Annotated in this window: 6 protein-coding genes; 1 reads left to right on the top strand and 5 read right to left on the bottom strand. The window is 33.9% G+C overall.

The genetic code is table 11. From position 1 onward, the window contains the following. Window positions 1-170 precede the first annotated feature (170 nt). From H599_RS20255 to H599_RS0105475, 5 genes are all read right to left on the bottom strand, one after another. The gene (locus H599_RS20255; RefSeq protein ID WP_162174248.1) at window positions 171-1,388 is read right to left on the bottom strand and encodes a DUF5013 domain-containing protein; all 1,218 of its coding nucleotides are present in this window, start codon (window positions 1,386-1,388) and stop codon (window positions 171-173) included. Between the two features lie 53 nt (window positions 1,389-1,441). Then, the gene (locus tag H599_RS0105490) at window positions 1,442-2,770 is read right to left on the bottom strand and encodes an alginate lyase family protein (RefSeq protein WP_026713212.1); all 1,329 of its coding nucleotides are present in this window, start codon (window positions 2,768-2,770) and stop codon (window positions 1,442-1,444) included. 66 nt (window positions 2,771-2,836) lie between these two features. Continuing rightward, window positions 2,837-4,618, bottom strand: coding sequence for a RagB/SusD family nutrient uptake outer membrane protein (locus H599_RS0105485; RefSeq protein ID WP_026713211.1), 1,782 nt, complete (start codon window positions 4,616-4,618; stop codon window positions 2,837-2,839). An 18-nt stretch (window positions 4,619-4,636) separates the two neighbouring features. Beyond that, the gene (locus H599_RS0105480; RefSeq protein ID WP_026713210.1) at window positions 4,637-7,900 is read right to left on the bottom strand and encodes a SusC/RagA family TonB-linked outer membrane protein; all 3,264 of its coding nucleotides are present in this window, start codon (window positions 7,898-7,900) and stop codon (window positions 4,637-4,639) included. Between the two features lie 451 nt (window positions 7,901-8,351). Continuing rightward, the gene (locus H599_RS0105475; protein WP_026713209.1) at window positions 8,352-12,536 is read right to left on the bottom strand and encodes a two-component regulator propeller domain-containing protein; all 4,185 of its coding nucleotides are present in this window, start codon (window positions 12,534-12,536) and stop codon (window positions 8,352-8,354) included. A 778-nt stretch (window positions 12,537-13,314) separates the two neighbouring features. Here H599_RS0105475 and H599_RS0105470 point away from each other — a divergent pair. Further along, a complete protein-coding gene (locus H599_RS0105470) occupies window positions 13,315-14,346 on the top strand; it encodes a LacI family DNA-binding transcriptional regulator (RefSeq protein WP_026713208.1) in 1,032 nt (343 codons plus the stop codon). Window positions 14,347-14,348: the final 2 nt, after the last annotated feature.

The raw sequence follows: 14,348 nt of genomic DNA, 5'->3' as shown, positions 1-14,348 counted from the left end.
TTGATCAAGCAAAAAAAACTACTCTAAGGTAAACAATAAAGTCCCAAAACCTAAAAAATAAAACCTTCCCTATTTAATTATTGTTTATCACAGTAAAAAAAAAATTATGCGCGGAAGACAAGATAAATGCAGGCGCTTTTTGAATGCCCCTGCACTTATTTAAAATTAAACTAGTTTTTAACCAACTTAACCCATTTTCCTAAAAAGTAATTCCCTTTTGTATCCCTGCCTTTCATGTTCCCTAAGAACCCTATCGAAACTACCTTCGAAGTTTGCAGTTCAAAATCAAGGGTTACCTCTCCTCCAAAGTTTGGCTTGGTATCACCAATAGTCGTTCCATTATAAAGCATAACTGATGCTAAGGCTGTCGAAATATCAGCCAACAGAGGAATACCATTTCCTCCTGCCGCAACCACTAAATGTACCGAAGAATCCGTTTGAATTTCCCCATAATAATTAAGTGTCAGCGTATAGTTCCCTGCCGGTAAAGCCATAGACGTTGGCTGATAGATTGTTCCGTCAACAACAGGTGTATTACCCCAAGTTTCCCAGCAAATAAATCCGTCACGCCCATTCCATTGCTCTCTTCCATATCCTCCCCTGCCTGCTTTATTTAATCCGGCAGCGTTTGTTATCCAAGGAGCTGCAAGCGTTCCCCATCTGCTTCCATCATAAGCACTACGTACAAAGCCTCCTCCTTTTGCATCCATAACTCCAGTATTACTCATAAAATATGGCGTAATATCACCTGGTGCCGTTGGATTAATAATCGCAGTTGTTCCTGAAATCGTTAAACCACCTATTGTAATGCTAACATAACCAGTAGCATAATCAGCCGGAGCTAAAACTGTAATTTTGTCATCTGCAATAGTTTGTATTGTGGCAGCAGTACCATTAAAACTAACGGCTACTTTTGATGCGTCAGTACCAAAATTAACTCCTTTAATAGTTACAATATCAACTTCAGGAAACGCAACAGTACTATTTGTGTTACTTGAAACTACCGTACTAATTGCCGGTGCAGGAAAAACAGTAAATTGAGCAAAGGCTTCATTAGTATGTTTCCATACTTGTAAGGTTACATCTCCGGAAATTGCATTAGCAGGAACTTGTACTACTATCTTAGTATCCTCACAAGAAACTACATTCGTTGCCAGAACACCTCCAAAATATACTTTTACAGCTCCTTTTAAAGTTCCAAAATCGGTTCCGGTTATGGCAACATTAATACCAGGGTATCCAGAAGTTTGATCTATTCCTGTCGCTGTTTGCTCAGGATATTCAACAATTCTAAAAACAGGTCCTTCTTCACATGCGGTAAAAAAAGACAAGCTTAAAATCATTATAAAAACTATAATGATTGATCTATTAATTTTTAATATTTTCATAATTTTCATTAAAATTTTATTCTATTATATAATATCTATTTAAATTATTAAGATTAATCCAAAGTGTACATCAGTGTTCCAAATCCTAATTGATCAAACCCACCGCTGTTCGGACCATAATCACCACCTCCTCCTTCCGGAGTCGTACTGGTTACTCCCAATTTGGTATATTTTGCTAAATTTTCCGAGACTTTTTTAATTTTTGTATAATGAAAATAAGGACCACTCCACATAGGACGCACCGTTCCCTGACCTGCGCTACTTACCTGTGTATGCGTTTCCACTCCTCCACATACACTCCAGGCATCCTTATAATTTCTGGTGTACTCTGTAAAAGGAACATTAAGTCGAGCTACATTATACTTTGCTGTATATTCACAAGCTTTTAAAAAGCGATTATTGTCTAATCCATAAAAATCATCTCCCTGATTCCATGTTAACTGACAAATATGTCCCATTAATGCAATACATAATGTTGCGTGTCCCTGATCCCGTCCGCTTTCCTGAATCTGGGCTAAACCTTGATTATCCCCACTAAAAACATGATTTATTGCCTTATACCAGTTACCATTGCCGTCTCCCTTTTGTAAATAATTAATCGCATAATTGTAAATAGCTCTGTCATCTGTTAAAATACCTATGGCCAATACAGAGGTTAAATTAGCCAAATCCCAATTGGCCCAATAATGCGATTTGCATGTTCCCCAATGACTTTCTAAAAAGGCTTTATTCAAACTATAGAAAACATCTTTCATCCATTGTTGGTATGCGGCAAAATCATTTACGTTCCAACCCGGATAGCCTCTCAGCATTTCTCCGGCTATAGCAAATTGATATCCATAAATCCCTGCTGCCAAAGCCACATTGGAATCCCCACTAATACGAGTACAAGTTGAAGCCCATGCATTAAGAATATTTACAGCGGTTTGAGCATAAACAGCATTTCCACTTATCTTCCAACGCAATGCCAGTTGATAAGCAGCCGCCACATCATTCATAGCACGGCTATAATTATCCGGATCTGGTTCCTCCGCTGATTTTCCTCCTCTTATTAATTTTTCAACTGGACTCGGAGAATAAGTAGATTGTGCATGCGAATTGGCTATTAATTTATTCCATCCGGATGTCCATGGTTCTGTTCCAGCCTCCAATTTAGCTTTTACTCTGGTATAATCTGCATCAGTATGAATACCTCCCACATGTTTCATAGGAACAGAAACATCTAAAGTCTCAATTACATTAACAGTTGGAGTAGGAGTAATTATAGCATCCTCTTCCTCGACAGAAGACGACTTTGAACATCCCATCTCTACAATACATACCACACTTAAAATTAGTATTGGTATAAGTAGCCGATAAAATTTAAATTGATATTTTTTCATAATTACTATTTTTATAAATAGACCTTACAGCTATAAACCCTGCAAGGTCTATCAAATTTCTGGCTACTAGTAGCCCGGATTTTGAAGTAACTTATTGTTTATCCCCATTTGGTATTGGGAAATAGGAAACAAATAATGTTTAGGAGCTACAGAATGATTCAACTTACTGTCAATTACCACACATTCTAACATCCCTTTTGCAGTCTGTACTTGCTCTTCACCATATACATACGTATTAGGCTGATAAGAACTAGTTGCATTACCAGATGCGTCTTTAAAAGGCGTAGTATATGAAGCATTACCTACTACTCTACCCAAACGTGAAGGATTTAATGAAGCTTCTAAAATTCCCCAACGTTTCAAATCGTCAAAACGTTTGCCTTCACGATAAAGTTCCACACAACGTTCTCTTCTGATTTCTTCTTTCATATCTAAACTATTAGCTGAAACCAAAGCATTAGTTAAAGGTGCGACACCAGCACGAGCTCTTAATTTATTGATTGAAGCGTTCAATTGCGCATCAGTAATACTTCCGTTTAATTCGTATAATGCTTCAGCATATGTTAGGTACACCTCTGCCAATCGAATAATAGGCCAGTTAGCTGATTCCGTATTATCTTTTCTTCGATCACCAAAACCATACACGGCATATTTCGAATTTCCGTAACCACTGTATCCCAAAACTCCATATGCTAAACCAACTGAACTTGGCGCTGTAGTAGATGCATATAAATAATTTAGTAAACGTAAATCCCTGTTTTTAAATTCACCGTCAGCAGTGTGATACCCTTGAAACAAAGGCGATTTATCTGCCGGTAAACCATCGGTACATACCGCCATGTCAACAAATTTCCTACTTGGATACAATTGCCACGAAGTCCAAGTTATATTAATCCTTGACTGCTTAAGTAAATAATCGTAAACACTATACAAAATAAATTCTTTATTTGTTGATTTATCATAACCTCCCGGATTAGACCCTGAATCTTCCAAATTGAATAAGTACCAAGAACTTAAGTTAGTCATCTTAGTATCGGCATTCTTGTTCCACAATTCATAAGCTGAGTCTGCCATGATTTCCTCACATATTGCCCAAGCATCTGCCAAATAAATAGCTGCATTAGCAGGGTCATATCCTGCTGTACCCGCACCTTCTGTAATTCCATCTCCATCCGGACCCTGACCTACATATTTTTCCCAGGTAGCTTCATACAACTCTGCCTGTGCTTTTAAAGCCATAGCTGCACCTTTGCTTATTCTTCCTTTATCCGCACTTGCTAATGTCTGTTCATTAGGCAGATTAGCTATAGCTTTATCCAAATCTTTTAAAATTTGTGCAAAAACCTCATAGCGACTGTTTCGAGAACCATACAATTCAGGTGAATCAGTAGTAAGTACTGTAGTAATTAATGGTACACCTCCAAAAGTTTTTAATAAGCCAAAATAAGAATAGGCACGAAAAAAATAAGCCTCTCCAACAAATTGACGTATATCCCCTTTAGAACTATCATATTCAGTTGCTTTATCTAATAAGATATTGCTACTGCGGATAGTACCATACCATCCTCCCCAATCAATCCCTGCTGATCCAATCGTACCATGCCCAATATCATATCCATTACTATTAGCGTTCGCAGACAAATCCGAATTAGTATCCCAGTTTCCAAAACTCCATCCCTGCAAGCTTCCGTATAAACTAAGTGTATATGCTTTAAAATCACTCGGATTTTTAAAATAAACTGCATCAGTATATTGTGCTGGTGGATCTAGGTCTATAAAATCATTCTGACATCCTATCATCCCCAAAAAAAGGCCCGTAAAAACTATATATTTTAAATTTATTTTCATCTTCTCTCATTTAAATTATTAAAATCCAATATTTACACCAAAAGACCATGTGCGTCCAAAAGGATAACCTGCATTTTCTCCATCAGTAGCATTATCTTGAGCTTCCGGATCAAATCCATCTTTAATTTTAGATGCTTCCCATAAATCGTTACCTGAGAAATAAAATCTAACTTTATCTAATTTCATAATTTTTGTTATTCTTTCAGGAATAGTATAACCCACCACTAAAGTCTTCAAACGGATATAACGGTTGTTTTGCAACATAAAATCATTATTAGCATAATTCCAAGCCGCACGTGTTGGATTAACTGTTAAACGAGGAAACTCTGCATTAGGATTTTCTTCGGTCCATGTTTTTCCCAAAAATCTCGGATTTTGATTAGTAAATAAGGCTCTAAACGGATAAGCCATATATCCTGTACGCATTACATTTTGTTTTAAATGTCCTTGAAAAAATGTATTAATATCAAATCCTTTAAAATTACCTCCAAGGTTAATACCAAATGTATAATGAGATGCTGAATCTCCCGCATATACTAATGAACTTAATTTATTACCTGAACCAGTAATAATTCCTGTACCAGCTACATCAACTTTCTTAGTATCACCAGGACGTAAAGTTTTTTCCGGACTAGTTTGTTGTAATTGAGCTAAATCTCCATTACCTCCGTAAGCTGCATAATACGCATCAACTTCTGCCTGATCTTTAAAGAAACCATCGGTTTTATAAACAAAAATCGGTTTATACCCATAACCATTAACAACACCGTTTTGTCCTGCACCATAACTATCACCATTTAAGACACCAGATACTTTACTTGTTGAATTACCAATATTAAAAGACATATTATATCCATAATCCTTTTTTATTTCTTTCCAACCTACTCTAAACTCCCAACCTTTATTATTAAAGTTTCCATTATTTGTTTTCGGTGAATTAGCTCCTAAAACAGATGGATATACAATATTTATCAACATTCCAATATTTTCTTTTTGATAAACATCAAATGTAGTGGTCAGACGATTATTAAGAAATCCAAGATCTATACCTATATTTTTTTGCACTACTTTTTCCCAAGTTCGTGTCGGACTGTATATTCCATTATTCTCCAAATAAGATGCTGTTTGTTGTGTTGGTGCCTGCCCTATTACTCCACTCCCAATTCCCACAAGAGAAAGATATTCAAAATCTCGTAAATCCTTAGCTTCGTTACCTGTACTACCAATAGTTGCTCTTATCTTACCAAAATCGACAATACCATCAAGAGATTTTAAGAATTTTTCTTTTGTAAACACCCACCCTAATTGAGCAGACCCGAAATTTTTAAACTTATAACCTGTGCCAAAACGTGAATTACCATCCTTTCTGCCAATAAACTCAGCAATGTACCTTTCATCATAGTTATAATTTAGTCTGGCAATGTAAGAGTAGCGCCCGCTTAGAGTTTTATATCCTCCATTAGTTTGTCCTTCAGCAGGAGCTAAACTAATATCATAAACACCTAAATCCGTAAATCCAAGACGTGTTCCACCTATACCTTGTGAAGTAAATTTTTCACCATTTACCCCCGCCATAACCGAAACATTATGGACGCCATTAAAAGTTTTATTATAACGTGCTAACGCCTGATAATAATAATAATATTTAGATTCAGCACTTGTTGAATATACATTATTTGCCCCATCCGTTTGATAAGCATTAAATGTAGGGTTACCATACCAATTATATAGTTGAACAGGGACAACATAAAATTCTTTATCAACTCGTTCATTCTGAATAGAAGTCAAACCTTCAAATGAAAAACCATTTCCAATATCATATATTGCCTTTAAATCTATACGTCCTGTTAATGTTTTCTTAATATTCCTACCCCCATCTGAAGTTGCGGCTGCTGAATTTTTTACAGCACCAGCATCAACACCATTAAAAGGCGCATTCCATTGACCATAAGGGTTTTTAGCCGGATAAAATGGCATATCAAACGAATAAAGAATATTTCCTAACCCTCTGGAAGGCTTAGAATTATTAATATTATTAATACTTACGTTTGATTCTAATTTTAATTTATCCGTTATCTTATAATCATAACTAAAACGAACATTCATCTGTTTTTCCCCATCATAAGCTGTTAACAAATTAGCCTGATTATCCGCATAACTAGCAGATAATCTATAACTAGATTTATCTCCTCCTCCGGAAATAGCTAAATTATGTTGATATGAAAAACGTGGACCAAACAATTCTTTAATTCTGTTAGCATTGTATATAAAGAAATCTCTACCCGGAAATGCACTAAAATGATACGCGCCTTCAACACCCTGCTGTAATTTTATTAAATTTTCTTCATTATCCCAAATCCACCAATTAGGTTTAGTCTCCTCTTTATTAGCCTCAATCCACATAGTGGCATATTGATTCATACTAGGAGAAAATTTCGTTAAACCATTAGTAACATATCGGAAATTAGAATTAAAAGTAATTTTAACTTCACCTTTACCTTTTTTAGTAGTTACCAAGATAACACCATTAGCGGCACGGGAACCATAAATAGCAGCCGATCCATCTTTCAAAACGGAGATACTTTCAATATCATCCGGGTTCATATTCAAGAAAGCCTGATCACTTATTGCCGGTACCCCATCTATAACAACTAATGGAGAAGACCCATTGATAGAAGAATAACCACGAATTTGAATATTCAGTCCCTCACTTCCCGGTCTGGAAGAAGTTCTGGTAACCACCAAACCCGGTGATTGTCCTTGCAATGCCAATCCAACATTTGTAACCGCACGATCTTCAAATACTTTTGAGCTTACCACTTCGACAGCACCGGTTAATGTTGTTTTTTTCTGGGTACCATAACCTACAACAACAACTTCATTTAATGTAGAAACATCAGCCGCCATTGTTACATTTATTACTTTTTGAGTACCAACTTTAATTTCCTGAGTTTTAAGTCCTATTCCACTAAATACCAGTACTGCATTTGGAGAAGATACATTAATAGAAAAACCTCCGTCAAAATCTGTACTCACTCCTCCTTTTACTCCTTTTATATTTACGTTTACACCAGGAATTCCCATTTTATCCTCAGCAGAAACTACTTTCCCTTTAATTGTAATTTGCTGTTGAGGAGTATTTAAAGCATATTTTTCAGCCAGATTTAATTTCCCATTATTTGCTGCATACGTTTGGGAAGAAACACAAACCAGAAAAGACAAAACCAAGGATGGTTTGAGCCTGTTCCATAATTCGGTTTTATTCAAAACATTTATTTTCATAATGAATTGTTTTTTTTCGTTATTAATTGATTTAGTTAATTAGTTTTTGTTATTAATTCACCCTTAAAATTGGTGAATTATGATTGGTAATGAAATTTTAGTTCTTTTTACATTTAATTATTTTTTACAGGTTAATAATTTTAATACTCATAATTTTTAATCATTAATTTTACCATAATGATGATAATAGCATTACAATATTATAGATTTAAAAAAAAGCAGTGTATAACCTATGATTCAAACAGTATAACTTATCGACCATTTTTTGTTTTTCTCTTATTTTAAGGGACTTAACAACTACATTAAAATCTAAAAAAAATCTAAACTATTTTAAAAAAAACTCTAAAAATTAAATGATATTTCCTCTAATCCTCCCAAAGAACCATAAAAAAAAGGCTCCGTTTCAACTTAAAAACGGAGCCTTTTTTAGCAAAATATTATGTTAAAAAAACTATTCTTCAGTAGTTTCGTCTAACTCTTTTTGATCCTGAATGTACTGCGTAGGAGTTACATTAAAAACTTCTTTAAAGGTTTTCGTAAAATAAGCTGTTGAATTAAAACCACAATTAAGTGCGACTTCTTTAATCGAAAATTGATTGGTCAGTAACATTTCTGAAGCATATTTTAATCGGATGGTTCGAATAAAATTGCTTGGATTTTGACCCGTTAAGGAATTTATTTTTCTGTAAAACTGTGAGCGTCCCATTCCTAAATTACCAATTAAATCATCCAAAGTAAAATCGATATTACTGACATTATCCACTACTACTTTGGTAGCTTTATCCAAAAAGTGTTCATCTAATGAGTTAATCGTAATTTCAGAGGCAGCTACAATTCCTCCAATAGCAGCAAAGCGCTCTCTGGATCTTTTTCTGGATTCCAGCAAATTATCAATTCGGGTTTTCAGTACCGCCATATTAAACGGTTTAGACAAATAAGCATCGGCTCCTGTTTGATAACCTCGAATCATATCTTCATCTAAATTTCGAGCCGTTAATAGCAAAATAGGTATATGACTGATTTCAAAATCATTTTTAAGCTGTTGGCAGAGCTCAAAACCATCCATCTTTGGCATCATCACATCACTAATTACCATATTTGGCTGGTATTTTCTGATTTTCTCCAAACCTTCTGCTCCATTTGTAGCCTCTTTTACCTGATAATATTCTTTCAATTCACTTTTTAAGTGATTGCGAAGCACCTTATTATCTTCTACAATAAGAATTAGTGGTTTATTTTCACTTTCAGAAGCCAGTGAATCCGGTTTCATTTTTTCGTCTGAAATAGCAATTTCATATTCTGCCGATTGGATAGCATTCATTTCCTTACCTTGTGTACTCCAGTTATCCGACTGCTTTTGTTTTACTACCGCTTTTAAATCAGCAGGAAGTGTAATAGAAAAAGTAGTTCCTTTTTTATACTGACTTTCCACAGTAATATGTCCTTTGTGCAATTCGACTAAACTCTTAGTGTAATTTAATCCAATTCCGGTTCCTGTTTTGGAAGCATCGGCGTGAAAAAACCGCTGAAACACTTCTTTTAATTGTTTTTTCTTGAAACCAATACCTGTATCACTTATCTGAATTTGAATCCCTTTTACCTCAGTCGTCGGACTAAAGAACAACTTTTTATATTTCTTTTCTGAAATCATCACTTCGGATAAGGAAAGCGTAATTATTCCACCATTATCGGTAAACTTAATCGCATTGGACAACAAATTAGCCAACATTTTCTCTATTTTATCAGGATCGAATTGTCCGTAATATTCTTTTAAAACAGATTTGAATACAAAACGAATATCCTTCTTTTTAGCTAAATCTTCAAAAAGCGAAAAAGTATCTCTGGCAAAAGCAACAATATCCATATTTGAAAGTTCTAAACGGGATTTACCCAAATCCATCTTTCTTAAATCCAAAAGCTGATCTACCAAATAAAGCAATCGCTTACTACTCTTTTGAATAATCATAGCTGATTTTTTGACTTCTTCGGTATCGTTAAAATGGGATAAAATCTTTTCTACCGGATTTAAAATTAAAGTAAGTGGCGTTCTGAATTCGTGAGAAACATTGATAAAGAAACGCAACTTCATCTGATCTAATTCATGTTCTTTCTCTTCATTAATTTTATTGGTATAATATTCCAATCCGAACCACAACAATGCTACAAAAAGGGCAAAATATAAAAGATAAGCCCACCAGGTTTTCCAGAATGGCGGAAGTACTCTAATTAAGATATTTGTTTTTCCGGCATTTTTCCATTGCCCGTCAATGGATGCTATAACTTCAAAAGTATAAAGCCCCGGAGCCAAATTAGCATAATTAGCTACCCGATTGTTATCTACATTCACATATTCATCATCCAGACCGCTCATTTTATAAGCATACTTTACCCTCTCCGGATTTTGATAATTTAAGGCCACAAACCCAAATGAGATATACCCCTCGTTGTACTTTAGTTCAATTTCTTTAACATTTGACAAAGCTTTATCGAACAATACTCTTCCGTTAACAGCATCACCGGCATTTACCCGTTTATTGAATATTCTAACATCGGTTAAAATGGGCTGTACTTTGTGTGTATTTAAAGCAATATCATTAGGATAAAAAATATTAAACCCATTGAGTCCTCCAACAATAATTCTTCCATCAAAAGTTTTGGCAATCGATTTACTTTGAAACTCTAATCCCTGCAAACCATCATGAGCATTGAAATTTTTAATATTCTTAGTTTTAGGATTTAATAAGGACAAACCACTTTTAGTACTTACCCAGATATTCTTATTATTATCTTCCTGAATTCCAACTACCAAATTATTTGGAAGTCCGTTTTTAGAAGAATACGCCTGTTTTAATTTTAAATCAGTTCCTAGCTGGTACAACCCCATATCGGTTCCAACCCAAATATTTCCTTTATAATCTTCGATAACCTGATTGACACGATTACCCTGTATGTTTTTTATCTTTATTTCTTCAAAATTGATATTTTTAGGAATTCTGGTTTCCAAATGATTCAGTTTTACATAACACAAACCTAAAGAAGTCCCTACCCAAAGTCGTTGTTTAGAATCAACAAATAAGGAAAAAACAAAATTGCTTATTAAACTTTTAGAATTGTTAAGTTGATTTTTATACTGGTAAAACTTTTCCGTTTGGGTATCCAACAAATTTAAACCAGCTGTTGAAGTACCTACCCAAAGCCTATGCTGATTATCTTTAACCGCACACCAAACTGTATTTTGTCCTATTGAAAAAGGATTATTTGGATTGTTTTCATATCGTTTTACAGTTCCGGTTTCTGTATTAAATTTATTGAGCCCTCCATCCCAGGTGCATACCCATAAATCGCTATTTTCTCCCCTCGCGAGATATAAAATTTTATTGGAACTCAATGTATTTACTGAACTTGGAATTGATTTAAAGTGTTTAAACGTTTGTGTTTTACTATCAAACAAATCAAGCCCTCCTCCATCGGTACCAATCCAAATACGTTGTTTTCCATCTTCTATAACCGACTGCGCAATTTTGGTACTCAAACCTTTATTTCCACTGTTTGGCTTATAAAAATAGTGTCCGAAAGAGGATTTAAACAAAGCCAGTTTATTAATTCCTTTATTATAACTGGCAATCCAATAGATACCATCTTTATCTTCTAACACATTTGAGGGCTGGTTATTAGGCAAAGAAAAAGGATCATCCTGATTTTGTAAAAGATGCTGTAATACGCCTTTATTTCTGTCTAACAAATATAAACCACTCCCGTCAGTAGCAGCCCATACTGTTCCCTTTCTATCCTCATACAAATGAAAAACTGGTGTACTTTGTCCAACTGGTGCTACTTTTTTCGCAATTTTAGTAATAGGATTATAAAGATACAGATGAGATAAATCGTTCCCTATCCAAAAATAACCTTCTCTATCCAGAAGAATTTGTTTGGGCAAATGATCTAAATATTGATGGGTTTCAAAAACTATATTAATTCTGTCGAATGTATTTGTCTTAAAATTATAACGATGTAAATTATTCCCTTCGGTTCCTATCCAAATACCTCCTTTTTTATCCTGAATAACATTAGTAACGTTATTATTATCAATTGACTTTTTATCGTTAATCTTATTCGTATAACGGTCAAAATGAAAATTTTTAAATGAAGGATAGTCCGCAGAATTTAAAATGATTTTCACTAAACCATTTTTAGTTCCTACCCATAGCAATCTGTTTTTTTTATCAAATAACAAACTGTTTATCTCTTCCCTGACATTAACATCTTTATTTTTATAAAGATTGATTCGGTAAAATTTTTGTGATTTTTTATCAAAAACATTCAATCCATTGCTTGTACCTACCCATAAATAACCTTTACCATCCTGAGTAATGGCATTAATCCTGTTATTACTTATAGAATGAATATCATTAATAATTGGACGGTAAATTTCAAATTCATAGCCATTGTATTTGTTTAGTCCGTCAATAGTACCAAACCATAAAAAGCCATCATTATCCTGAAAAATTTCCACACTGGTACTACTGGAAAGTCCTTTATTAGTATCAAAATTTTCAAATTTCAGATTGGAATATTGTGCAAAACTTAAATGACTGACAAATAATAACACCATCCAAATGATGATTGATTTTTTCATTAATCTGGAATATAAAATGGTTTAGAGAATAGCTTTAGAAGGATTCAAATTTATAAATTAAAATTTAAAGGGAACTATTTTTCTAAAATAGAATTAAATATTCTTAATATTTTAGAATATCTATAATCAAAAAAATCACAACTAATAAAGAGACTCTAACTAATTAGAGTTAAAAAAATTTTATCAGAACTTGTAATTTAAGACATTGAGTCGTTCCAAATCCTCTACAAAATGTTTCGACATTTGTTCAGTTAAGGTCACTTGACGGAACAAAGAAAATTTTTTCTTTTTTGTCCCATTTTTTTTTTAAAACTAAACCATTGTTAATCTGATAAATTAGGAGGATTAGTTTCAAAAGAAATCAACCACAAAAAATGACTAATCATACCAACTAAATTTTAAAAAATTACCACAATCTGATATTACTTAACCCAATAGAAGTGACACAAAACAACCGAATTTGAATTGCAAATTCAGTTATTTTTTTATTAAATATTCACAAAGAACAACCCAATTAGTCTTTTGCTATTTTCTTATTATTTATCAGCTTACTTAGTTTTAAACTATATTTCATCTAATAGATCTTATTTTACAAAAGCTTTTTATTCCTTACTCATAAAAATACAATCGATTGTTTTTTTATCTACTTTTGCAGTAAATCCTTTTATAATAGCAAACAGACAAAATTTAGTTAAAAGAAATAATAACTAAAAATCAGGATGATAACACCTCAATACTTATTATAAAATGTATATTTGTTTACAAACGATTAATATTTATGGAAGAAAATAAAGTGGTGACCATATATGATATAGCTGAAAAATTAAATCTGGCTACTTCAACAATATCCCGGGCACTAAAAGACCATCATACCATCAGCGAAAAGACAATTAAAAAAGTTAAAAAAGTTGCTGAAGAAATGGGCTACGTTCCTAATACTTTAGCTGCCGGATTAAGAGGAAATAAAACCCAAACCATAGGTGTTCTTGTTCCTACAGTAACACAACCCTTTCTGTCGTCTTTGATTAGTGGTATTGAAATCACAGCACAAAAATCAGGATATAATGTTATTATCATGCAATCTAATGACTCTTATGAAGCTGAAGTAAGCATGGCCAAATCTTTGTATGGCAGTAGAGTAAGCGGTGTCATTTGCTCTTTGGCAATGAAAACGACTGACACTTCTCATTTTCAACAATTTGTAAGCAAAGATATTCCGTTAGTTTTTGTCGATAGGGTTCCAAAAGATTTTGACACTTTTAAAGTCATCATTGATAACTATGCTGCCGGATTTAAAGCAACAGAGCATCTAATTGAGCAAGGCTGTACCCGAATAGGACATCTTACAGCAGGTTCCAAATTTGGAAATTTATACACCGAAAGGATGCGAGGTTACCTAGATGCTTTGAAAAAACACAATATAACTCCAAAAGAAGAACTGATAGTTGACCTAAAAGCAGTAACCTACGAAGAAGGTGTTAAAGCCAGCAATAAATTACTCGATTTAAAAACTCCTCCAGACGGAATTTTTGCCTCGGGAGATATTATGGCTGTCAGTGCTATTCAAAGCGCTAAAAAAAGAGGCCTCAGCGTTCCGGGAGATATTGCTATTATTGGCTTTAACAATGATCCCATTTCAGAAATAATCGACCCTAATTTATCCACAATTACACATCCAGCAGCTAAAATGGGACAAATTTCGGCCGAAATTATTTTAAAAAATATCAAATCGGCCAAAAAAAATGCAGAAAAAGGAATCACTTATTTAGATACGGAAGTATTAGTTAGAGAGTCTTCTCAAAAAAACTAATT

It is taken from the genome of Flavobacterium daejeonense DSM 17708, from assembly GCF_000425425.1.
Lineage (GTDB): Bacteria > Bacteroidota > Bacteroidia > Flavobacteriales > Flavobacteriaceae > Flavobacterium > Flavobacterium daejeonense.
Note: the sequence above shows the minus strand (reverse complement) of the source record. Positions and strands in the feature narration are given on the sequence as shown.

What these genes read in the sequence shown, in the direction of transcription:
- H599_RS20255 (WP_162174248.1), bottom strand. Translation starts at nt 1,388, where the DNA reads ATGAAAATATTAAAAATTAATAGATCAATCATTATAGTTTTTATAATG.
- H599_RS0105490 (WP_026713212.1), bottom strand. Translation starts at nt 2,770, where the DNA reads ATGAAAAAATATCAATTTAAATTTTATCGGCTACTTATACCAATACTA.
- H599_RS0105485 (WP_026713211.1), bottom strand. Translation starts at nt 4,618, where the DNA reads ATGAAAATAAATTTAAAATATATAGTTTTTACGGGCCTTTTTTTGGGG.
- H599_RS0105480 (WP_026713210.1), bottom strand. Translation starts at nt 7,900, where the DNA reads ATGAAAATAAATGTTTTGAATAAAACCGAATTATGGAACAGGCTCAAA.
- H599_RS0105475 (WP_026713209.1), bottom strand. Translation starts at nt 12,536, where the DNA reads ATGAAAAAATCAATCATCATTTGGATGGTGTTATTATTTGTCAGTCAT.
- H599_RS0105470 (WP_026713208.1), top strand. Translation starts at nt 13,315, where the DNA reads ATGGAAGAAAATAAAGTGGTGACCATATATGATATAGCTGAAAAATTA.